General features: G+C 66.6%; 22 protein-coding genes and 1 pseudogene. 6 read left to right on the top strand and 17 right to left on the bottom strand.

The window, feature by feature from the left end; genetic code table 11:
- Positions 1–14: 14 nt before the first annotated feature.
- Positions 15–578: a 16S rRNA (guanine(966)-N(2))-methyltransferase RsmD gene (gene rsmD / locus ABCN56_RS09880; protein ID WP_343080636.1), complete on the bottom strand. Its 564-nt coding sequence runs from the start codon at positions 576–578 to the stop codon at positions 15–17.
- On the bottom strand, positions 578–1783 hold the full coding sequence (locus tag ABCN56_RS09885; protein ID WP_343080637.1) for an NAD(P)/FAD-dependent oxidoreductase: 1206 nt from the start codon (positions 1781–1783) through the stop codon (positions 578–580). The genes rsmD and ABCN56_RS09885 overlap by 1 nt, the downstream gene beginning before the upstream one ends.
- 78 nt (positions 1784–1861) lie before the next feature.
- Between ABCN56_RS09885 and ABCN56_RS09890 the strand changes: the two genes are divergently transcribed.
- Positions 1862–2350: a peroxiredoxin gene (locus ABCN56_RS09890; RefSeq protein ID WP_343080638.1), complete on the top strand. Its 489-nt coding sequence runs from the start codon at positions 1862–1864 to the stop codon at positions 2348–2350.
- A 37-nt stretch (positions 2351–2387) separates the two neighbouring features.
- Here ABCN56_RS09890 and ABCN56_RS09895 read toward each other — a convergent pair whose 3' ends face one another.
- The 7 genes from ABCN56_RS09895 to ABCN56_RS09925 form a co-directional block, all read right to left on the bottom strand.
- Positions 2388–2750: a 4a-hydroxytetrahydrobiopterin dehydratase gene (locus ABCN56_RS09895; RefSeq protein WP_343080639.1), complete on the bottom strand. Its 363-nt coding sequence runs from the start codon at positions 2748–2750 to the stop codon at positions 2388–2390.
- A 3-nt stretch (positions 2751–2753) separates the two neighbouring features.
- The gene (locus ABCN56_RS09900) at positions 2754–3371 is read right to left on the bottom strand and encodes a glutathione S-transferase family protein (protein WP_343080640.1); all 618 of its coding nucleotides are present in this window, start codon (positions 3369–3371) and stop codon (positions 2754–2756) included.
- A 125-nt stretch (positions 3372–3496) separates the two neighbouring features.
- Entirely contained in the window at positions 3497–4678 is a 1182-nt protein-coding gene (locus ABCN56_RS09905; RefSeq protein WP_343080641.1) for a GNAT family N-acetyltransferase, read from the bottom strand.
- Between the two features lie 47 nt (positions 4679–4725).
- Positions 4726–5493: a glycerophosphodiester phosphodiesterase family protein gene (locus ABCN56_RS09910; protein ID WP_343080642.1), complete on the bottom strand. Its 768-nt coding sequence runs from the start codon at positions 5491–5493 to the stop codon at positions 4726–4728.
- 8 nt (positions 5494–5501) lie between these two features.
- Entirely contained in the window at positions 5502–5966 is a 465-nt protein-coding gene (locus tag ABCN56_RS09915) for a RidA family protein (RefSeq protein WP_343080643.1), read from the bottom strand.
- A 133-nt stretch (positions 5967–6099) separates the two neighbouring features.
- Complete coding sequence (locus ABCN56_RS09920; protein ID WP_343080644.1) at positions 6100–7392, bottom strand: HlyD family type I secretion periplasmic adaptor subunit; 1293 nt, start codon at positions 7390–7392, stop codon at positions 6100–6102.
- Positions 7389–9128 carry a type I secretion system permease/ATPase gene (locus ABCN56_RS09925; protein ID WP_425466093.1) on the bottom strand — a complete coding sequence of 580 codons (1740 nt, stop codon included), beginning with the start codon at positions 9126–9128 and terminating at the stop codon, positions 7389–7391. Before ABCN56_RS09925 ends, ABCN56_RS09920 begins: the two co-directional genes overlap by 4 nt.
- Positions 9129–9335: 207 nt before the next feature.
- Here ABCN56_RS09925 and ABCN56_RS09930 point away from each other — a divergent pair, with 207 nt between their 5' ends.
- Complete coding sequence (locus tag ABCN56_RS09930) at positions 9336–10061, top strand: MlaA family lipoprotein (protein WP_343080645.1); 726 nt, start codon at positions 9336–9338, stop codon at positions 10059–10061.
- Positions 10051–10656: an MlaC/ttg2D family ABC transporter substrate-binding protein gene (locus ABCN56_RS09935; RefSeq protein ID WP_343080646.1), complete on the top strand. Its 606-nt coding sequence runs from the start codon at positions 10051–10053 to the stop codon at positions 10654–10656. The genes ABCN56_RS09930 and ABCN56_RS09935 overlap by 11 nt, the downstream gene beginning before the upstream one ends.
- A 15-nt stretch (positions 10657–10671) precedes the next feature.
- Here the strand turns inward: ABCN56_RS09935 and ABCN56_RS09940 are convergent, their stop codons facing one another.
- The gene (locus ABCN56_RS09940) at positions 10672–13011 is read right to left on the bottom strand and encodes a transglycosylase domain-containing protein (RefSeq protein ID WP_343080647.1); all 2340 of its coding nucleotides are present in this window, start codon (positions 13009–13011) and stop codon (positions 10672–10674) included.
- A gap of 257 nt (positions 13012–13268) precedes the next feature.
- Here ABCN56_RS09940 and ABCN56_RS09945 point away from each other — a divergent pair, with 257 nt between their 5' ends.
- Complete coding sequence (locus ABCN56_RS09945; RefSeq protein ID WP_343080648.1) at positions 13269–13607, top strand: P-II family nitrogen regulator; 339 nt, start codon at positions 13269–13271, stop codon at positions 13605–13607.
- 31 nt (positions 13608–13638) lie between these two features.
- Complete coding sequence (locus ABCN56_RS09950) at positions 13639–15012, top strand: ammonium transporter (RefSeq protein ID WP_343080649.1); 1374 nt, start codon at positions 13639–13641, stop codon at positions 15010–15012.
- A 174-nt stretch (positions 15013–15186) separates the two neighbouring features.
- Here ABCN56_RS09950 and ABCN56_RS09955 read toward each other — a convergent pair whose 3' ends face one another.
- The 3 genes from ABCN56_RS09955 to smpB are packed head-to-tail and all read right to left on the bottom strand — an operon-like array spanning position 15187 to position 17758.
- Positions 15187–16371, bottom strand: a complete 1185-nt coding sequence (locus ABCN56_RS09955) for an amino acid aminotransferase (protein WP_343080650.1) — start codon at positions 16369–16371, stop codon at positions 15187–15189.
- A 1-nt stretch (position 16372) separates the two neighbouring features.
- Positions 16373–17227: a 3-mercaptopyruvate sulfurtransferase gene (gene sseA / locus ABCN56_RS09960; protein ID WP_343080651.1), complete on the bottom strand. Its 855-nt coding sequence runs from the start codon at positions 17225–17227 to the stop codon at positions 16373–16375.
- 60 nt (positions 17228–17287) lie between these two features.
- Positions 17288–17758 (bottom strand): SsrA-binding protein SmpB, encoded by a 471-nt coding sequence (gene smpB, locus ABCN56_RS09965; protein WP_343080652.1) that lies wholly within the window; start codon positions 17756–17758, stop codon positions 17288–17290.
- Positions 17759–17869: 111 nt separating this feature from the next.
- On the opposite strand from smpB, the gene ABCN56_RS09970 reads away from it, so the two are divergent.
- Positions 17870–18313, top strand: coding sequence for an ion channel (locus ABCN56_RS09970; protein WP_343080653.1), 444 nt, complete (start codon positions 17870–17872; stop codon positions 18311–18313).
- 25 nt (positions 18314–18338) lie between these two features.
- Here the strand turns inward: ABCN56_RS09970 and ABCN56_RS09975 are convergent, their stop codons facing one another.
- From ABCN56_RS09975 to dapA, 4 genes and pseudogenes are all read right to left on the bottom strand, one after another.
- The gene (locus ABCN56_RS09975; protein ID WP_343080654.1) at positions 18339–19367 is read right to left on the bottom strand and encodes a trans-3-hydroxy-L-proline dehydratase; all 1029 of its coding nucleotides are present in this window, start codon (positions 19365–19367) and stop codon (positions 18339–18341) included.
- Between the two features lie 93 nt (positions 19368–19460).
- On the bottom strand, positions 19461–19895 hold the full coding sequence (locus ABCN56_RS09980) for an AMP-binding enzyme (RefSeq protein WP_343081472.1): 435 nt from the start codon (positions 19893–19895) through the stop codon (positions 19461–19463).
- Between the two features lie 85 nt (positions 19896–19980).
- Positions 19981–21018 (bottom strand): annotated as a pseudogene (locus ABCN56_RS09985) (AMP-binding protein); the annotation flags it as partial.
- Between the two features lie 115 nt (positions 21019–21133).
- Complete coding sequence (gene dapA, locus ABCN56_RS09990; protein ID WP_343080655.1) at positions 21134–22009, bottom strand: 4-hydroxy-tetrahydrodipicolinate synthase; 876 nt, start codon at positions 22007–22009, stop codon at positions 21134–21136.
- Between the last annotated feature and the right edge of the window lie 111 nt (positions 22010–22120).

Raw genomic sequence — 22120 nt, forward strand, 5'->3', positions numbered from 1 at the left:
ACGTGAGCGCAGGATCACGATGGCGCGCGCAGCAGGGTCACGATGGTGTCGCCGTAGCGGCGCTGGTCGAGTTCCTCGAAGCCCTCGGGGACGACGGGGGCGGCGCTTTCCTCCCAGACGATCATCGCGCCGGGGGCGATCCAGCCGCCCTCCATGGCCGAAGCCAGCGCCCTCTCGCCCATGCCCTTGCCGTAGGGCGGGTCGAGGAAGACGAGCGTGAAGGGCGCCCCGCGGTTCGGTCCCAGCCGTGTCGCGTCGCGCCGGTAGAGGTCCGTCACGCCCATGCTGCGCGTAAGCTCGATGTTGCGCCGGATGAGCGCCCGGCCCGCCGCGCCGTCCTCGACGAAGGTGACGCGTGCCGCGCCGCGCGACAGCGCCTCGAGCCCGAGGGCCCCGGTCCCGGCGAAAAGGTCCAGCACACGGGCCCCTTCGACGGGGTCGCCGTAGCCCCCGTGCATCAGGAGATTGAAGATCGCCTCGCGCACCCGGTCCGAGGTGGGGCGCAGATGCGCCTCGGCGTCGCCCTTGCCGACGGCGGCAAGCGCGAGGCCACGGAACTTGCCGGCGATGATACGCACTACTTCAGAAGCGCCTTGAGGTTCGTTTCCGGGTCGGCGACCGCCGCCGGATCGGGGTTCTTGCCCATCTCGATCAGGCGCTTGCCGACCATGTAGGCGCGCGCGTCGTTCATCGCGTCCACCGCGAGAAGCTCGTCGCCCTTGTAGTACCAGAAGGACATTGCCCCATCGTCGCCCCGGCGCGTCACGATCCGGTCGTAGCCGGTGTTGAGGCCCGCGATCTGAAGATGCGTGTCGTATTGGTCCGACCAGAACCAGGGCTTGGCAGCGTAGGGCTTTTCCGCCCCGAGCATGTTCTCGGCGATGACTTCGGCCTGGTCGATCGCGTTGCCTACGCTTTCGAGCCGGATGCGCCCGCCTTTCCAGGGGAAGGAGGCGCAGTCCCCCGCCGCCCAGATGGACGCGTCGGAGGTGCGGCCGAACTCGTCGGTGCGGATGCCATTCTCGATCTCGAGGCCCGCGGCTTCGGCCAGCGCGGTGTCGGGAGTGATGCCGATCCCGAGGATGACGAAGTCGGCCTCGACCTCGCGGCCGTCGGCAAGCTTCGCGCCCGTGACGCGGGGCGAGCCGAGAAGACGTTCGAGCCCGACGCCCTCGATCAGTTCGACCCCGTGCGAATGGTGCAGCTTGCGGAAATAGTCGGAGGTTTCGGGCGATGCGACGCGCTGGAGGATGCGGGGCGCGGCCTCTACCAGCGTGACCTTCAGGCCAAGCTTCGCGGCCACCGCTGCGGCCTCGAGGCCTATATACCCGCCCCCGACGATGAGAAGGCGGCGGCCTTCGCGGAACTCGGGCTCCATCGCGTCCACGTCCGCGAGCGTGCGGACCGTGTAGACGCCCTGCAACTCGCCGCCAATGGCTGCCGGAAGGCGGCGGGGCACGGAGCCTGTCGTCAGGGCGAGATGGTCGTATGCGATCGTTTCCCCGTCGAAAGCCACTGTCTTTGCAGCCGGATCGATGCCGACGACGCGCTGGCCGAGGCGGAGCGTGACATTCTGTTCCTCCCAGAAGGAAGACGCGCGCAGGAAAAGCCGTTCCAGTTCCATCTTGCCGAGGAGGTAGTCCTTCGACAGCGGCGGCCGCTGGTAGGGCGGTTGCTGTTCGGCCCCGATCATCGTCACCGCACCCTCATAACCGAGCGTGCGAAGTTTCGCGGCGAGTGAAGCGCCGGCTTGACCCGCGCCGATGATAACGATGCCGGACATGCATTCCCCCTCTGGCCGATCGCGCGGCGGAGCCTATAACCACGACTTACGGAAACGCAACGTGCGAGGGGCAATGGAATGACGATTTCTGAGGGAAAAGGTCTGCCGCGGGCGACGCTCCTCGAGATGGGCGAAAACGGGCCGCGACCGGTCGATCTGGCCGAAAGGCTTAAGGGCCGGAAGGTCGTGCTTTTCGGGCTGCCCGGCGCATTCACGCGCACCTGTTCGTCCGCGCATGTCCCGAGCTTCATCCGCACGAAACCCGAATTCGACAAGAAGGGCGTGGATGAGATCATCTGCGTCTCGGTCAACGATCCCTTCGTGATGAAAGCCTGGGGCGAGATTTCGGGCGCGACCGAGGCGGGTATCACGATGCTCGCCGATCCCGAGGCCGAATTCGCGACGGCGATCGACATGGTGTTCTCGAACCCGGCCGACGGACTCATCAACCGCATGAAGCGCTTTGCGCTCTATGCCGAAGATGGCGTGGTGAAGGTCCTTCACGTGGAAGTGGGTCGGGGCGTCTGCGAACTGTCGGGTGGGGAATCCATGCTCGCGGCGATCTGACCGCCCGCCACGGGGCGCGCGCTGGTGCCCGCGCCCCTCATTTCTGCGCGTGTATCTCGCAAAGGCACTGCACGGGTTCCGAATGGTCGCCCTGCACCTCGGCCTCTCCGGCGAACGAATCCATTCTGCGCGCGAGCTTCAGGTCGAGGTCGGTCAGACCGCCCGCGTCATGCGTGACCAGCGTCACGTCCACGACATTGTAGATGTTCGTCCATTCCGGGTGATGATTCAGCTTTTCCGCCACCAAGGCCGCGCGGGACATGAAGCCCCAGGCTTCGGAGAAATTCCTGAACTTCCAGATCTTCCGGATCGCGTCGCGATCGGGCACCGCCCGCCAGCCCGTCTCCCCCAGCGGGGGGAGGTTGTCGTTCCGGGTCGCCTCGTCGAGAAGTTCCGCCATGACCTATCCTTTCCTCTCCTGCATCGCCGCGTTGTCGAGCGCCTCCGCGCGCTTGTGCGCCGGGCGTGTCGCGATGCGGTTCCAATACGCCTCGAAGACGCCGCGCGATTCGATCGTGCCGAAGCGCAGCCCATATCCGATCTGGGACCCGGTCGCCACGTCGGCGGCCGAGAAGCTGTCGCCCGCAAGATAGGGGTTCTCCGTCAGCGCGAATTCCAGTGCGTCGAGCGTGGTCTTGATCGACCCGAAGCCGACCTGCCCGCGCTTGCCCTCCGGGACGGAGAAGCCGAGCGAGGCGTTGATGATCGCGGCTTCCAGGGGACCCGCGCCGAAGAAGAGCCACCGGTAATAGGGACCCCGGTTGGCCGGGACGAGGCCCGCCTCCGGAAAGGCGTCCGCGAGATAGGCGCAGATCGCGGCGTATTCCGTCACGATCGTATCGCCGTGTTTCAGCGCGGGGACCTTGCCCATCGGGTTGATGGCAAGATACTCGGCCGATTTCATCTGTTCGCCGAAGTCGATGTAGACAACGTCGTATGCCTGGCCGACTTCCTCGAGCATCCAGCGGGCGATGCGCCCGCGTGACATGGCGTTCGAATAAAGCGTGAGGGGTGCGGTCATTTGCGCCTCATGGCTCGTGTTGGGGACCGTCTTCTCCGTTCATTCTGGCACACAGAACCTCGGCGCAGACAAGAAAACTTCGATGCATCCGGCGGGATGTCCCCGCCGGAGAAAGCGCGGATGTGTCAGTCCGGGCTTTCGATCCTCCGGAAAGGTCCGAAGGCGGAGAGGTAGGCGATCTCCTCGCCCACGGCGGATCGCTCCGCCTCGAGATAGCGCGCGACGGCGTCACGGAAGCCGGGGTCGCCCATCCAGTGGAGCGAATGCGTCTCGGTCGGAAGGTAGCCGCGGGCCAGCTTGTGCTCTCCCTGCGCGCCGGCCTCGACCCGCGCGAGGCCATTGGCGATTGCGTAGTCGATGGCCTGGTAGTAGCAGCATTCGAAATGCAGGAAGGGGTGATCCTCGATCGCGCCCCAGTAGCGGCCGAAAAGCGTGTGACGTCCGATGAGGTTCAGCGCGCCCGCGATCGGACGGCCCTCGCGTTCGGCGAGGATGAGAAGGCAGTCGTCGCGCAAGCTGTCGTGCGCGATGTCGAAGAACGCACGCGTCAGGTAGGGCCGGCCCCATTTGCGGCTGCCGGTGTCCTGGTAGAAGGTCCAGAAGGCGTCCCAGTGCGCGGGCTCGATCTGGTCGCCCGTCAGCATGCGGATCGTGCCGCCGAAACCCTGCGCCCGCTCGCGCTCTTTCCGGATCGCCTTGCGCTTGCGCGAGGAAAGATCCGCGAGGAAGGCGTCGAAGTCCTCGTAACCTCGGTTCTCCCAGTGGAATTGCTGGGTCTTGCGACGCAGAAGCCCCATTCTCTCGCCGGCATCCGCCTCCTCTGCAGTGCAGAAGGTGATGTGGAGAGAGGAATAGCGCGCGGATACCGTCACGCGGATCGCCGCCTCCAGAAGCGCGGCGCGGCCGGTATCCTCCCACCCCGGACGGGTGAGAAGGCGGCGGCCCGTCACGGGCGTGAACGGCACGGCCATCTGGAGCTTCGGGTAATAGCGCCCTCCTGCCCGTTCCCAGGCATCGGCCCAGGCATGGTCGAAGATGTATTCACCCTGGCTGTGGGACTTCGTGTACATCGGCGCGGTGGCGATGACCTCGCCGCCGAGGCGCGCGACGAGATGCGCGGGCCGCCAGCCGGTGCCCCGGCCGACCGACCCGGAGGTCTCGAGCGCCGAAAGGAAGCGGTGCGTCGTGAACGGGTCACTGGGGCGCCCGCCGTCCGCGGCCTCGGGGCAGGCGCAGGCGTCCCACTCCGCCGCCGGAATCTCCGAGATAGCGGATAGGATCATGACTTCGATGTTCGCGTCGGTCATTCGGGACTCCGGCCTAGGCCCCGAAGATGGCGTGAGCCGCGGGCGCGTCAAGCCGGGAAGGCGGCGGCGTAACCCTCGAACGTGATGTTGTCGGCCACCTCGCGCGCCTCTGCCTCCGCCTCTGGCGAGCGGACGGTCCAGCACAGGACGGCGGCTCCACCTGCCTTCAGTTCGGCCACGCGTGGGCGGGCAAGGTCGGACACCTCGTGCGAGATGAAGGACGCCCCCACGCGGTCGTAGTCGGGGATGTCCCGAAGCCGGCCGCGGACGGAGGCCGGCGTGAAATGCCAGCCCTCCGCGCGGTAGGCGGAGGTCGTGAGGCCGCGGGGGATTTCCGGCGCAGCCGCGCCGAAGGCCGCGACCGAGTGCGGGTTGAACGACATCACCGCGACGGGGCCGGCATATCCCGTCAGCACGCCGGCCACGGCTTTCTCGATCCGGCCCACGTCGGGACCCAGCGCGCCATCCTGATCCTTGATCTCGATGAGCAGCGGCACCCGGCCACCGACGAGGTTCAGGACCTCGGTAAGCATCGGAATGCCGTCCTCTTCATCGAGAAGGCGCGTCGCCCTGAGTTCCGCCGCAGTCAGCGACCGGATCGGGCCCGGATGGCCCGTGAGGCGTCTGAGGTCGTAGTCGTGGAAGACCATCGGCACCCAGTCCTTCGACGGCTGGATGTCGATCTCTATTCCATAGCCCGCCTCGACCGCCGCCCGAACCGCCGCGCGGCTGTTTTCCGGCCGCCCGGCCGCGCGATCATGATACGCGCGGTGGGCGAGCGGGATCGTCAGGAACTCGGGCGACAGCGCGGGCATTTCCGCGCTCAGCGGACCTGGAAGATCGCCTCGATCTCCACCGCGACGCCGAAGGGCAGCGACGAGGCCGAGACTGCGGAACGGGAATGGCGCCCGGCGTCGCCCAGGACCTCGACGAAGAAGTCCGAGCAGCCGTTGACGACCTTGGGCTGGTCGCCGAAGTCTGGCGTGGAGTTGACGAAGCCCGTGAGCTTCACCACGCGCACGATCCGGTCGAGGTCGCCGCCACAGGCCGCGCGGGCCTGCGCCAGAAGGCTCATCCCGCAGCGGCGGGCCGCCATCGCACCCTCGGTCACGTCCATGTCGAAGCCGAGCTTGCCCTTGATCATGCCCTCGGGAAACTGGCTGATCTGGCCCGACACGAACAGCAGGTCGCCCACCTGCACGTAGGGCACGTAATTTGCCGCCGGGGCGGGCGCTTCGGGCAGTGTCACGCCGAGTTCCGCGAGCCGCGCTTCGATCTTTCCGGTCATCGTTCAGTCCTCCGATTGAGTTGGAGCCGAAGCTAGCGGCGGAGCATCCATTGGGGAAGAGGGGAAACCGACGCGCCACCAGGCGCCCCCGACCTGCCGAGCGATGGCGTGCGGGGCCTCCTCCCCCGTCGCGTCAGCTTTCGCGGAACGCGCGGCGGAAATATTCCGCGAGCGGTTTCACGAGGTAACTGATCGGCGTGCGTTCCTCCGTTCGGACAAAGACCTCGACGGGCATTCCGGGGACGAGTCCGGGGCGCCCAAACTCACCGGGGAGAATTGCGACCTCGGCGCGATAGTAGCGTATGCCCCGCGCCTCGTCCGTCATCGTGTCCGCCGAAAGGCGAAGCACCGTTCCGGCGAATTCGGGTGTCGTGCGGGCGTCGAAGGCGGCGAAGCGCAGCGTCACCTGCTGGCCCGGGTGCACTTCGTCGACGTCGTTCGGGGAGATCCGCGCCGCGACGACGAAAGGACGATCCTGCGGGACGAGGAAGAGGATGGGTTCAGCCGGACGGACCACCGCGCGCGGTGTCGTTATCTGCATCGCGTGGACGATGCCCGCCACGGGCGCGCGGACCTCCAGCCGCCCGATCCGTTCGATCAGCGTTCGCCGCCTTTCGGCGAGCTCGATCTCCCGGTAGCCGATGTCCCTCAACTCGCTGATGGTCGCCTGACGCAGTTCCGATCCGCGCCGGAGGATCTCGATAGCGACTTCCGTGCCGCGGCCTTCCGCTTCGGCCCGTGTGGCGGAGATCTCGCCGGCCTGTCCCTGAAGCCGCGCCTCCTCGCGTTCCAGGGCGAGCACGCGCGCCGCCTCGGTGAGCCCCTTCGCCAGCAGGGCCCGCTGGTCGACGAGATCGCGACGGATGAGGTGCAACTGGCGTTCGACCGCGCGCGCCTGGGCATCGAGGCCGGCGATCTGCTTTCCGATCTGCTCCCTGCGGCGCGCAAGCTGCTCGATCTCGGCGGCGAAGGAGGCGTTGCGCGCTTCGAAAAGGCGGGACTGGCCCTCCATCAGCCCGGTGAGTTCGGGTCTTGTCGGCGCGAGTTCGGCGAGTTGATGTGGGAACTCGATCCTGTCGGCGCCGTCGCGTTCGGCCTCCAGCCGTCCCCGGCGGGCGAGGATTTCGAAATACTGCGTCTCCGCGATGGCCAGCTCCGATCGCAACAGGCTGCCGTCGAGGCGCAGAAGCACGGTGCCCGCCGCGACAGGGTTTCCGTCGGTGACGAGAATCTCTTCGACGACGCCGCCATCCGGGTGCTGCACGACCTGCCGATGCCGCTCTACCTCCACCTCCCCCGAGGCCACGATCGCGCCGGCGATGGAGGCGGAAACCGACCAGCCGCCGAACCCCGCGACCAGAAGAAGAAGCGCGAGATAGCCGAGAAGGAGCGGCCCGCGCGCCGATGAGGAATCGCGCGGGGTCATGCGACGCCCCCCGCCCCGGGGGCTCGGAAGATTTCCGTGAAGTTGCCGACCACGGTGCGAAGCACCTCGTCCCGTGGGCCGAACGCGCGCCGCGCCCCGCCATCGAGCACCATGAGAAGGTCGCATTCCGCAATCGCGGCCGGGCGGTGCGCCATGATGAGGACCGCCCCGCCGCGCGCCTTCACAGCCCGGATCGCGGCGTTGAGCGCCAGCGAGCCCTCGTTGTCGAGGTTCGAGTTCGGCTCGTCCAGGACGAGGATCGCCGGATCCCCGAAAAGCGCGCGGGCAAGTCCGATGCGCTGTATCTGACCGCCGGATAGTGTCCCGCCACCGGGCGTGACCCGCGTGTCGTATCCTTCCGGCAGCGTCAGGATCATCCGATGCGCACCTGCCATCCGCGCCGCTTCGACGATCTTCGACTGGTCCGGAGCTGGGGCGAGGCGCGCTATGTTCTCCGCGATCGTTCCGTCGAACAGTGTCACGCGCTGCGGCAGGTAGCCGATATCCCGGCCGATTGCCTCGGCCCCGTATTGGTCAGGTACGGCGCCGTCCAGCCGGATCGTTCCCGCCGCCGGGCGCCACGTTCCGGTCAGCGCCCGCGCCAGCGTCGACTTTCCCGCGCCCGAAGGGCCGATGACGCCGAGTGCCTGGCCGGGCTCGAGCCGGAAGGAGACCATGCGCAGTGCGGCGAGGCTCTGGCCGGGGGGCACGACCGTCAACTGGCTTGCCTCGACGAAACCGCGCGGGCGTGGCAGCGCGGTGCGCGGCGCTTCGGCCGGAACGGCGGAGAGGAAGGTGGCAAGCCGCCGCCAGCCTTCGGTCGCCCGCTGGACCCCGGCCCAGCCCGCCACCGCCTGTTCCACCGGCGCGAGGGCGCGGCCCATCAGGATCGACGATGCGACCATGGCCCCCGGCGTCAGCGCCCCGCGAAGCACGAGCAGGGCTCCGAGCGCGAGCATCGCCGACTGCAGGAACAGCCGCACCGTCCGTGACACCGTCGCGAAAAGGCCACCCCGGTCGGCCACGGCGACGGCTTCCGTCTGCGCGCGCGCTTGTGCCTCGCGCCAGCGCGCGCGGCCCGCCCCGCACATGCCGAGAGCCTGCACGGCCTCGGCCTCGTCCCTGAACTGGTCCGCAAGGCGTTCGGCCGCGGTTGCGGCGACGGCGGCTTCCGCGAGCCTTCGCCGCGTCAGGCGCTGGTTGAGGATGGTGAGGAGGATCAAGGCCGCCCCGCCGCCCAGCGCGAGCGCGCCAAGCGCGGGGTGGAACATGAAGACGCATGCGAGGAAGATCGGAACCCACGGCATGTCGAACAACGCGAGAATCACAGGCGCCGAAATCAGTCCCTGGACCGCGTCGAGATCCCGCAAGGCGTCAGCGGGGAGCGCCGCTCCTGGCTCCTGCGCGGCGTGGCGCAGTGACGCGGAAAAGACCCGTTCCTGTATCGCGGCACGAAACCGCAGGGCCGCTCGCGCCATCACGCGTCCGCGCGCGTGGTCGAGGACGCCCATGACGACGAAAAGGAACGTCACGAGCAGGAACAGAGCAGCGAGCGTCTCCTCGGACCGGCTGCTCAGCACGCGGTCGTACACCTGAAGCATGAACAATGGCCCGATCAGCGTGAGAATGTTGACGAAACATGAAAACAGTGCCGCCGAGCCCATGAGGCTCCATCCCTCCCTCAGAGCCGTCCCGAGTTCAGCCCGACCTGCCTCTGGATGGGGATGTCGTCGCATCGCTGGAATCCGCCCATGCGCTCCCGGGCGGCGGGAACGCCGCATCGGGTCCAAGAAATACCGGTCCCGCGCTTGTCTCCCCGCCGTCGGAAGCCTATTCATTTCGAATGCCGGATGGCGGAACACGCCGGATCCCTTCATCCTTGGCGGCGAACCACAAACAAGCGGTTGAGATTTCTGGTGGCAAAGTCATTTTCATTCCTCGCATTGAGCCCCTGGGCATCGGCTGCCGTGCTTGCCGCGCTTGCCGCGTGCTCGCCCGCTCCGCCGGGCGCCGACATCCACGACCCCTACGAGGCGCAGAACCGCCGCGTCCACGAAGCCAACCGGGAAATCGACCGCACGTTCCTCCGCGGCACTTCAGGCACCTATGGCGATGTGATCCCGGAGCCCGTGCGCCGTGGCCTTTCGAACTTCTCGTCGAACCTGGATCTGCCGGGCGACGTGGTGAACAACATCCTGCAGGGCCGGCTGGAGCCCGCGGTACAGAACACCTTCCGCTTCGTCATCAACACCACGGTTGGCATCGGTGGGATCTTCGACCCCGCGACCTCGATCGGCGTCGCGCATGATCCGACCGATTTCGGCGAGACGCTCCATGTCTGGGGCGCGCCCGAGGGCGCCTACCTCGAGGTTCCGTTCATCGGGCCTTCGACCGAGCGTGACCTTGCCGGAAAGGTCGTCGACATGGCGCTGAATCCGTTGAACCTCGTGCTGGAATCACCGGAACGGGAATACGCGCTGGGCGCGAAGGTCATGTCACGATTCGGTGACCGCTATCGCTATTCGGACTTCATCGACTCAATTCTCTATGAAAGCGCGGACAGCTACGCGCAGGCCCGCCTGCTCTACCTGCAGAACCGCCGGTACGAACTGGGCCAGGAAGTCGAGGAAGAAGCCTATGACCCGTACGAGGATATCTATGCAGAATGAACTGACGCGCCGCGGCGCCATGATGCTTGGTCTCGGCGCCGTCGCGCTGACCGCCATGCCGCGCGGCGCGCAGGCGCTCACGACGGACCAGGCTTCCGCCCTGATCGGCCGGGTGCTGGACGAAATCAATGTCGTCATCAATTCGGGCAAGTCGGAAGGCGCGATGTTTGCCGACTTCGAGCGCATCTTCTCGAAATACGCCGACGTGCCGATCATCGCCCGCAGCGCCCTCGGCGTCGCGGCGCGCAGCGCCTCCGCAGGGCAGTTGAACGCCTTCACCGCGGCTTTCCGCGGCTACATGGCGCGCAAGTACGGCCGGCGGTTCCGCGAGATCATCGGCGGGCGCATCGAGGTGACCGGGGCGAAGCCGGTCAAGAGTTTCTTCGAAGTGAGCTCGATCGCCTACCTTCGCGGTCGCGAGCCCTTCGACGTTCGGTGGCACGTCTCGGACAAATCCGGGAAGGACCTGTTCTTCAACCTCATCATCGAGGGTGTGAACATGCTGGCGACCGAGCGGACGGAGATCGGCGCGATGCTGGACAAGCGGCGCGGCGACATCGACGCGCTGATCGGGGATCTCAAGCGCGCGGGCTGACGCCCGCGCTTCCCCCTAGTTCCCTCTGAGGATCGTCGTCAGGACGTCGATCAGGATCTGGTCCGCCAGGTCGCGCTCGTTCTGCCGTCCACGCCGTCCGCTGCCGGGCTGCTGCGATTCGGCCTGCGGAGCCACGTAGTCGTCCGGAACCTCGTCACCCGGTCCGTAGATCGCCGGCGGCGCGGTGCCATCGACGGCTTCTGCGCCCGGGACGCCCGACGAATAGACATCCCCTCCCCAGGCCGGCGCGATGCTGCTGCCGGGAAGCTCGCCCGGGCGAATCATCGGCAGCGGTTTCGGTTGCAGGCCGTCGTTCACGCGGACCATCACCTCGTGCCAGATCTCGGCTGGCAGGCCGCCGCCGGTCACGCCCGAAAGCGGCGTGTTGTCGTCGTAGCCCATCCAGACGCCGGCCACGTAGTCGGCGGTGAAGCCGATGAACCAGGCGTCGCGAGAGGCCGAGGTCGTCCCGGTCTTGCCGGCGGCCTCCCGGTCGGCGAGCTTCGCGCGCCGGCCGGTGCCCTCCTCGATCACGCGGCTCATCATGTAGGTGAGCTGCCGCGCCGCGTTCTCGGAGATCACCCGCTCGCCGATACCGCCGCCCTGGCCGATGAGGGCGGCATCGTCGCCCTGGATGCGAAGCTCCACGAGACCGTAGGGGCGCACCGATGAGCCGCCGTTCAGGATGCCCGCATAAGCGCCGGTCATCTCCAGCAATGTCGATTCGGACACACCGAGCGCAAGCGCCGGACCGTCCGCGAGCGAGGATTCGAAGCCGAAATCGGCTGCGACCTGCTGCACCGCCTCGCGTCCGACGGTCTCGGAGATCCGCACCGTCGCCGTGTTGATCGAGTTCGCAAGCGCGGTCGTCAGGGTGATCGGCCCGCGATAGTCCTTGTCGTAGTTCTTGGGCGACCAGTTGCCCGAGCCCGGAACGTAGATCGTCAGCGGCTCGTCCAGCACGATGTCGTTCATCGTGTAACCCATGTCGAGCGCGGCGGCGTAGACGAAGGGCTTGAACGTCGAACCGGTCTGGCGCTTCGCCTGCGTCGCGCGGTTGAACGCGCCCGCGACCTTCGTCTTGCGCCCGCCGACCATCGCGCGGACGGCGCCGTCCGCGCTCATCACGACGATCGCCGCCTGCGCCTCGGATCCCGCCTTGACCTTGTTGTCGAAGATATAGGCGAGCGCCTCTTCCGCGGCCTGCTGGATATGCTGGTCGAGGGTCGTCCGGATGATGACGTCCTCGGTCGTTTCGGAAGTCAGGAAGGCCGGTCCTGAATCCATCACCCAGTCGGCGAAGTAGCCACCCGCCTTGGCCTCTGCCGCTGGCGAAAGCTCCGCCGGATACGCCATCGCCTCCGAATACTGCTTGTCCGTAAGGTAGCCCTGTTCGTGCATGAGGCCGAGAACGACGGCGGCGCGGTCCTGCGCGCGCTTGAGGTTGTTCGTGGGCGCGTATTGCGACGGCGCCTTGAGAAGCCCGGCGAGCATCGCCGCCTCGGCCGGGCTCACATCGTTCGCCGACTTGCCGAAATAGCGCTGCGCCGCCGCTTCGAAACCGCGGGCGCCCGCGCCGAGGTAGGCACGGTTCAGGTAGACCGTCAGGATGTCGTCCTTGGAATACTTCGCCTCCATCGCGAACGCGTAGGGGACCTCCTTGATCTTCCGCCAGATCCCGCCTTTGCGGCAGTCATCCTCGTAGGCGGCTTCGCTTTCCCATTGCTTCGGGTCGTAGGCGACGCCGAGACACAGGAGTTTCGCCACCTGCTGCGTGATCGTGGAGCCGCCGTTGCCTTCCAGGGGGCCGCGCCCTTCGCTCAGGTTGATGCGGATCGCGCCCGCGATGCCGCGGGGGGAGATGCCCAGATGGCTGTAGAACCGCTTGTCCTCGGTCGCGATGACGGCGTTCTTGAGGTGCGGAGAGACATGAGCCGCGGTGATCTGGCCGCCGAAAGTCTCGCCGCGCCAGGCGAAGACCTTGCCCGAGGAATCGAGCATGGTGACCGACCCGCGCGCGCGCCCGTCCAGAAGAGACGAAAGCTCGGGCAGCTTGGTGTATTCGAAGAAGGTCGCCGCGGCGACGACGGCGGTGACGATGGCGGTGACGCGCCAGCCGATCCCCCAGACCACGCGGAAGATCAGCGACACGAAGCCGGAAATCGCGCGCACGAAAATGTTGCCGCCCCGCTTTGGCCGGGCCGCGCGAGTCCTTCGGGCCGGTGCGGCCTTGGCCTTGGACTTCGCGGCCTTGGCCGGCGCGGGTTTCCGCGCCGCCTTCGGCTTCGTGGTGCCGCCCGATGGATAGCGCTTGTCCGCGACCAAGGGCGGCCGTTTGCCGCCTGTCCCACTCATTCGATGATACCTGATGCCCGCCTTATTTTCGCCGCACCATACAGCCCGCCGCCCGGGATGTGGAGCGGTTTGCCTTCACGATTCGGTTTATTGACTGCCTAAAAAACAGGCAGGAAAGGAAAAATGTGCAAAAAATGTGCAAGTAAGCCGCGAGGGCGCGGCGAATAGGCGCCGGTTTGCTTGTCCCTCGCCCGAGGATTGCCCCTCCTGTCCGCGTGGACCCACCCCAGGGTCATGCCAAAGGAAGGGGATATGACGTGAAACTCATCATTGCAGCGATCAAGCCGTTCAAGCTCGAGGAGGTGCGCGAAGCGCTCACCGCCATCGGCGTGCGCGGAATGATGGTGACCGAGGTGAAAGGCTTCGGATCGCAGTCCGGCCATACGGAGATCTACCGCGGGGCCGAGTACGCGGTGAACTTCGTGCCCAAGGTAAAGATCGAGACTGTCGTGTCCGACGCTCTCGCGGACCAGGTGGTGGAAACGATCGCGAAGACCGCGAAGACCGGAAAGATCGGCGACGGAAAGATCTTCGTCCTCGAAGTCGCGCAGGCGATGCGCGTCAGAACGGGCGACACCGATGACGAGGCGCTTTGAGGCGCGGGATCCAAGGGAAAGAGATATGGATATGTCGAATCGCATGAAATTCACGGGCGCCGGACTTCTCTCCGCGCTCGTAGCCATCGTGGCGCTACCCGCCCTTGGTCAGGAGGCCGTGCAGGCGGCCGCGGAGGTCGTGGACGACACGCCGCCGGTGACCGAGATCGGATACATCTTCACCACCTTCATGTTCCTCGTCACGGGGTTCCTCGTGATGTGGATGGCCGCGGGCTTCACCATGCTCGAAGCCGGCCTTGTGCGGCAGAAGAACGTGACGATGCAGCTGATGAAGAACGTCGCGCTCTTCTCCATCGCGGCGCTCATGTACTACGTCATCGGCTACAACCTGATGTATCCCGGCGACGGCTGGACGATGGATGGCGTGATCGGCGCCTTCTCGATGGCATCGCTGGAGCCGGTGGGACTGGCCGATACCGAAACCGACCTCACCTATGCCTCCGTCGGTTCGGACTTCTTCTTCCAGCTGATGTTCTGCGCGACGACCGCCTCGATCGTCTCGGGCACGCTGGCCGAGCGGATCAAGCTGTGGCCGTTCCTGATCTTCACGGTAGTCCTGACCGGTCTCATCTACCCGATCCAGGCTTCGTGGAAGTGGGGCGGCGGTTTCCTCGCGCCGGGTGAAGAGGGCGTGACCGACTTCCTCGACTTCGCCGGCTCGACGGTGGTGCACTCCGTCGGCGGCTGGGCAGCCCTGGCGGGCGCACTGATCCTTGGCCCGCGGTTGGGCAAGTACAAGGACGGTCGCGTGCATCCGTTCCCGGGTTCGAACCTGCCGCTCGCGACGCTCGGCACGTTCATCCTGTGGCTCGGCTGGTTCGGCTTCAACGGCGGCTCGCAGCTTTACATGGACACCGCCGGCAACGTCGCGGACATCAGCCGCATCTTCGCCAACACGAACACCGCCGCGGCAGGCGGCGCGATCACGGCGATGATCCTGACAACGCTCGTCTTCAAGAAGCCCGACCTGACGATGGTCCTCAACGGCGCGCTCGCGGGTCTCGTCTCGATCACGGCGGAGCCGCTGACGCCCTCGCTCGGCGCGGCGACGCTGATCGGAGCGGTGGGTGGTGTCATCGTGGTCTTCGCGGTGCCGTTCCTCGACAAGCTGAAGATCGACGACGTCGTGGGCGCAATTCCGGTTCACCTCTGCGCCGGCATCTGGGGCACGATCGCGGTGGTCTTCACCAACGAGGACGCCTCGCTCTTCGTCCAGATCAAGTCGATCGTGATCGTCGGCCTCTTCGTGTTCATCGTCTCGGCGGTCGTCTGGTTCATCCTCAAGGCCGTCATGGGCATCCGGGTGAGCGAAGAAGAGGAGATCAACGGGCTCGACATGGCGGAACTCGGCATGGAGGCCTATCCGGAGTTCTCCAAGGGCTGACGCCTCCCTCAGCCAGATGGTGGGAACCCGGGCCGAAGCGGCCCGGGTTTTCACCTTTCCGGGGTGCGGCCGCCTCGGGGGCATCGAGCCCCCTCGGCCGCGCTGCCGCAAAAAAAAAGGCCGCCGGCCCGTGAGGGCGGCGGCCTTGCACCATGTTGCGGAAGCTGAAAGGCGTCAGATCCCGACGTCGAGGATCGCTTCGGCGAGGATAGGAACGGTCCTGTCGTTCAGCCCTGCGATGTTCAGGCGCGAATCGCCCACCATGTAGATCGCGTGCTTCTCGCGCAGCGCGTCCACCTGTTCCGGCGTCGCGCCGAGGCGGGAGAACATGCCCCGGTGTTCGGCAATGAACGCGAAGCGATCCGACCCGGCGCGGCTGCGAAGCTCGCCAGCGAGCTTCTCGCGCAGCGCGAGCATGGAGCGCCGGACCTCTTCCAGTTCCGCCATCCAGTCCGCGCGAAGCCCTTCGTCGGTCAGGATCATCGTCACCAGGCGGGCGCCGTGATCGGGCGGGAAGGAATAGTTCTGCCGGTTGAGGTAGGCGAGCGTGCCCTGCGCGAGGTCACGGGACTTCGTGTCCGGGGTGAGGCCCAGGAGGATTCCGGTCCTTTCGCGATAAATCCCGAAGTTCTTCGAGCAGGAGGCCGCGATCAGCGTTTCCGGGAGCCGCCCCGCAATGAAGCGCGTCGCGGCGGCGTCTTCCTCGAGCCCGTCGCCAAAGCCCTGATAGGCGAGGTCGATCAGCGGCAAGGCCCCTGCCTTCTCCAGAAGCGCCGCGATGTCTTGCCAGTCCGACATGTTCGGGTTGGCGCCGGTCGGGTTGTGGCAGCAGCCGTGCAACAGCACCACATCGCCCTTCTGCACCTCGGCGAGGTCGGCAAGCATGCCTTCCCGGTCGAGGCCGCGGGTCTCGTTGTCGAAGTAGCGGTAGGAGCGCGTCTTGATCCCGAGGTGCTTCAGGATCGACAGGTGGTTGGGCCAGGTCGGATCGGAAACCCAGACGGTGGCGCCGGGCGCCTCCATCTTCACGAGTTCCAGCGCCTGCCGGATCGCGCCGGTGCCGCCGGGCGTGGCGGCGGCCGCGATGCGGTCCGTTGGGACATCGCCGCCGAGGATCAGCGACGACATCGCGGAATGAAAACCGGGGTCGCCCGCCAGGCTCGTGTAGGTCTTCGTCGTCTCGGTTTCCCAAAGGCGCTTCTCGGCGGCCTTGATGGCGCGCATCACGGGGGTGTTGCCGCTCGCATCCTTGTAGACGCCGACGCCGAGGTCGATCTTGTTGTCGCGCGGGTCCGCGCGATACATGCCCATGAGCTTGAGGATCTTGTCCTCGGCCTGCGGCTTCAGCGTTGTCAGCATCTCATTCCCCTTTCACGACCTTGAGGTCGTTATACATGCCCCACTCGGCCCAGGAGCCGTCGTAGAGCGCGTGATTCCTGTGGCCCATGCGTTCGAGCGCGAGGTTTATGATGGCCGCAGTGACCCCGGAGCCGCAGCTGGTGATGACGGGCTTGCCCCAGTCGACGCCCACGCCGTCGAAGATCCGGACGAGTTCCTCGGGCGACTTCATCGTGCCGTCGTCGTTCAGAAGGCTCCGGTAATGCACGTTCTTCGAGCCGGGGATGTGCCCGGACCTGAGCCCCGGACGCGGCTCGGCCTCGTCGCCCCGGAAACGGCCGGGGGACCGCGCGTCCAGGATCGCGTGGTCTCCAAGCTTGGAGGCCGAAGCGACCTGTGTGACGTCCTTCACGAGGTTCGCCTGCCGGCTGACGCTGATATGGCGGTCCCGCATCACGGGCGGCATGTCCTCAACCGGGCGGCCCTCGGCCTGCCACTTCGGGAAGCCGCCGTCCAGAACGGCCACATCGGTTTTGCCCATGAGGCGGAAGAGCCACCAGACCCGCGGCGCCGAGAACATCCCCGCGCCATCGTAAACGACGACCTGGTGGCCATCACCGATTCCCATCGCCCGCATCCGGCTGACGAACATTTCGGGCGTCGGTGCCATGTGAGGCAAACCGGACCGCGTGTCCGAAATCCTGTCGATGTCGAAGAAACGGGCACCCGGGATATGGGCGGCTTCATATTCCGCCTTGGGGTCCCGATTCATGTCCGGAAGATACCAGGAGGCATCGATCACCCTCAGGTCCGGATCCTTCAGATGCGCCTCGAGCCAGTCGGTTGAGACCAGCGTTTTCGGATCGTCCTCGGCCATGAGACCCTCCCTCGCTCGCGGCGAAAGCCATACGCGCAGGGCCGCGGTGAGGCAAGGGTCTCAGCCGTGCTTGAGGAGCCGCTGCTTCTGCCGGTTCCAATCGCGCTTGGCCGAGGTTTCGCGCTTGTCGGCAAGCTTCTTGCCCTTCGCGACGCCGATCTTCAGCTTCACGATGCCGCGATCGTTGAAATACATGACCAGAGGCACGAGCGTCATGCCCTCGCGGCCGATCGCCTGCCAGAGGCGCGATAGCTCCTTCTTCGACACGAGAAGCTTGCGCTTGCGGCGTTCCTCGTGACCGAAGACGCCGGCCTGCTTGTAGGGCGCGATATAGGCGTTGATGAGCCAAAGCTCACCGTCCTCGACGTTCGCGTAGCTTTCGGCGATGTTCGACTGCCCGGTCCGGAGCGACTTCACCTCGGACCCGGTCAGGACGATCCCGACCTCGATGTCGCTCTCGATCGCATAGTCGAACCGCGCACGCCGGTTCTCGGCGATGATCTTGTAGTTGGGATCGGATTTCTGGGCCATGACTGCTCCGAGATAGGGGAGGGGCAGCGCGCTGTCCAGCCACCGCGAAGGCCGGACTTCACATCGGGACCGGATGTCGTATGACAAGGGAAAACACCGGAGGCCGGGTCAATGTTCATACAAATCGCGCTTGGCACTGTCCTGATGCTCCTTTCCGTGCTCGTCTCGGGCGCGGCCTTCTGGGGCATCGAAGTAGTGCTCGCCCGTTCGCATCCCTGGCTCACCAAGGAGCCTCACCGGCCGAAGCTCATGCTCGTCCTGTCGCTCACCGTGGTCTGGGTGCTGGGCATGGTGACTGCGGGCGTCTGGATCTGGGCCATCGCGCTCTGGCTTCTCGACATCTTCATCACGATGGAAGCCTCGGTCTATTTCTCGCTCGTCGCCTTCACGACGCTCGGTTTCGGCGACATCCTGCTGCCGCAGCAATGGCGGCTTCTGGCGGGCATGGCGGCAGCCAACGGCCTTCTGAACATGGGGCTCCTGACCGCGATGCTGGTCGAGGTGCTCCGCCATGTCCGCGTGGGCCAGCTCGAAGCACGCAAGGGCAAGGTCTGAACCAGAGGGCAGCCGCGCGGGGAACCTAGCGCGCGCCCCAGGTGTCGGAGAGGCGGTAACCCTGCTGCCAGGGGTCGTCGGGGTCGACCATGTGCTGGTGGGTCCCGGTGATCCAGGCGCGGCCCGTGATCTCGGGCAGGATCGCCGGGCGGCCGCCCTCTTCGGTCTCACCCGCGATCCGGCCGATGAAGCGGGAACCGATGATCGAGGTCGCCTCCAGCGTCTGGCCGGTCTTCATGGCCCCCTTGGCGTGGAGGATCGCCATGCGGGCCGAGACGGCGGTGCCGGTGGGCGACCGGTCCACTTTGCCGGGCTGGATGGCGACGGCCGAACGCGCGGCGAAGCCGGTTTCGGTGGTCGAGAGCGCGCCCGCGAAGAGGCAGAACGAGATATGGGCCCATTCCGGGTTGGTCGGGTGGCGGAAACCCAACTGGGCGTTCGCCGCATCCGTGATCCGAACGCCAAGGCGGGCGATGTCATGCGCCTCGTTTTCCACGATGGCAATGCCAAGGGTTTCGGCGTCCACCACGACGAAGCTGTCGCCGCCGAAGCCGGTGTCGACGGTCAGCGTGCCGATTCCTTCGACCTCGAGCGGGACGCCGAGCCGGTCGGCGAAGGAAGGCAGGTTCCGGACGGTGATCCGTTCTGCCTTCCCGTTCCGGCACTCGGCGCGGACGGCTACAAGACCACCCGGCGCCTCGAGTGTCAGTTCCGTCACGGGTTCCGTCATCGGCAGGATGCCCGAATCGAGCAGCACCGTCGAAACGCAGATCGAGTTCGAGCCGGACATGGGCGGTGTGTCTTCGGGTTCCATGATGATGAAGGCGGCCTGGGCGCGGGGATCCTTGGGCGGAACCAGGAGGTTGACGTGCCGGAACACCCCGCCCCTCGGCTCGTTCAGGACGAAGTTGCGCAAGGTCCCGTCCCTCGCGATGAAGCGGCTCTGTTCCCAGAGCGTTTCGCCGGGGGGCGGCGCGACGCCGCCGACGATGACGTCGCCGACCTCGCCCTCGGCATGGGCGGAGATGACATGGATGGTCTTCGTGCTCCGCATGGTCTGGCCCCGCAGCTGATTGTTACGCCCCTTCCCGGGCGGTCCAATGCGTAACGCGGGAGCGGGCCGTTGGATAGACCCGGAAACGAGGTGTCAGCCCGCCGCCACCTGATCGCGGAGGACACGCCGCAGGATCTTGCCGGAGGCCGATTTCGGGATCGCGTCGACGAAGGCGAATTTGTGGACCTGCTTGTAATGCGCGACGCGGTCCGAGAGATGCGCGGCGATCTCTTCCTCGGTCGGGGACGCACCCGGCGCGGGAACCAGGAAGGCCATCGGCACCTCCCCCGCCTCCGGGTCGGGAATGCCGATCACGGCGGCGTCCGCCACGCCGGGATGCGTCAGGATCTCGGCCTCGAGCTCCGCCGGGGCGACCTGGAACCCCTTGTATTTGATAAGTTCCTTCACGCGGTCGCGGATGAAGAGGAACCCGTCCTCGTCGAACATCGCGACGTCGCCGGTCTTCAGCCAGCCGTCCGCGGTCAGGGTCTTCGCCGTGGCGTCGGGGTTGTTCAGGTAGCCCTTCATCACCTGCGGACCCTGAACCCAGAGCTCTCCCTCCTCCCCCGGGGCCGAGATCGGCGCCGGTTTCGGAATCGACGATCCGGCAGCGGGTGCCGGGGACCGTCTGGCCTACGGAGCCCGCGCGAGCGTCGGGCAGGGGCGTCACGTGGCTCGCGGGGCTCATCTCGGTCATGCCGTACGCCTGCGTCGCGTGGCAGCCGAGACGCTTGCCCACCGCTTCCGCGAGGTCGGCGCCCAAGGGGGCGGCGGCGGAATTGACCTGCTCGACCGAGGAAAGGTCGAACTGGTCGATCATCGGATGCTTGGCCAGCGCGATCGCCACCGGGGGAACGATCCAGAGCTTCTTCGCGCGGTGCTCCTGGACGTGCCGCAGGAACTGCTCCAGGTCGAAACGCGGCATCGTGACGAGCCTCGCCCCGGCGGCGAGGTAGAGGTTCAGAAGCACCTCGAGCCCGTAGATGTGGAAGAACGGCAGGAAGGCCGGGGTGACCTCGCCCGGCTCGATCCGGCCGACCGGCATGATCTGGTCGAGGTTCACGACGAGGTTTCGATGCGTCAGCATCACGCCCTTCGGCAGGCCCGTCGTGCCCGAGGAATAGGGCAGGGCCACGACGTCCTCAGCCACATCGACAGGCGCCTGAGCGGCAAGCGGCGCGCCCATGTATTCCGACAGCGGCACGGCCCCCTCGGCCTCGCCGATCACGACGATCTCCTTCACCTTCGTCCCCTCGACCCCCGCGGTCGCGGTTTCGACGAAGGCGGGAACCGTTACGAGGAGGTCCGCGCCCGCGTCGTTCAGCTGGTATTGCAGCTCATGCGCAGTATAGGTCGGGTTGACCGTGGTGACCGTGGCCCCCGCCCAGGCGGCTCCATGGAAAATCGTGAAGAATTCCGGGATGTTCGGCGCCATCAGCGCGATGACATGGCCCTTGCCGAAGCCGCGTTCCGCGAGGCCGCCGGCGAAGGACTTCACGCTGTCCGCAAGCTCCCCCGCGGTCCACTCGCGTGCCGTGACGCCGTCGATCAGCGTGACGGCGTCACGGTTCTGCATTCCTTCGAACACGCGTTCGGTGATCGACAGATCGCTTGTCCGGATATCGCCGAACGGGCTTTCGAAGACAGCCATGCGCCCCTCCCTGGAACATCGCCGCGCTTTTTCCGACGGAAAAAGCCTAGCACGGAAGGGGCCGTCTGTCTGCCGCGGCGGCCGGCGCCGGAGGGCCGGGACCGGCCGAGCCGTCCTAGTTGATGATCCCGGCGTGGCGCATCGCTGCGTCTATCTTCGCCTTGGTGCTGTCCAGAAGCGTAGTCAGCGGCGAACGCACCTCTTCCGAGCAGAGCCCGAGCTTTGCCAGGCCGTATTTCGCGCCGGCGAGGCCCGGCTCGATGAAGATCGCCTCATGGAGCGGCATCAGCCGGTCCTGGTAGTCGAGCGCGGCGGCATAGTCGCCGCGAAGGGTCGCTTCCTGGAACTCGGCGCAGAGCTTCGGCGCAACGTTCGCCGTGACCGAGATGCAGCCAACACCGCCATGCGCGTTGAAGCCGAGCGCGGTCGCGTCCTCGCCCGACAGCTGGATGAAGCCCTTGCCGCAGGACGCGCGCTGCTGGCTCACCCGCTCGATCTTGCCGGTGGCGTCCTTGACGCCGATGATCCGCGGCAGCTTCGCAAGCTCGCCCATCGTCTCGGGCAGCATGTCCACGACCGAGCGGCCGGGGATGTTGTAGATGATGATCGGCAGCGTGCAGCAATCGTGCAGTGCCGTGAAATGCGCGATGAGGCCGCGCTGGGTCGGCTTGTTGTAGTAGGGCGTCACGATCAGCGCCGCGTCGGCGCCGGCGGCTTCCGCGTGCTGGATCAGCTCGATGGCCTCGGCGGTGTTGTTCGAACCTGCGCCCGCGATCACCGGGATCCGGCCTGCCGCGGCCTCGACCACGGCTTCGATGACCTGCCCGTGCTCCTCGTGGCTGAGCGTCGGGCTTTCGCCCGTGGTGCCGACCGGGACGAGCCCGTGGCTGCCCTGATCCACGTGCCAGTCCACGAGTTTCTTGAGCGCATCAAAGTCCACTGCGCCGTTCTTGAACGGCGTGACCAGGGCAGGAATGGACCCTTTGAACATGACACGCTCCTTGAGGTTCGGGCAGACTCGCCCTGTTGAAATCGCGCGGAACCTAAACGCATCGTGGGGCGTTGCCAAGTTTGTGTGTTGCGGGTTGCGGCACTCTCGCTA

It is taken from the genome of Ostreiculturibacter nitratireducens (genome assembly GCF_032670585.1).
GTDB classification, from domain to species: Bacteria; Pseudomonadota; Alphaproteobacteria; order Rhodobacterales; family Rhodobacteraceae; genus Ostreiculturibacter; species Ostreiculturibacter nitratireducens.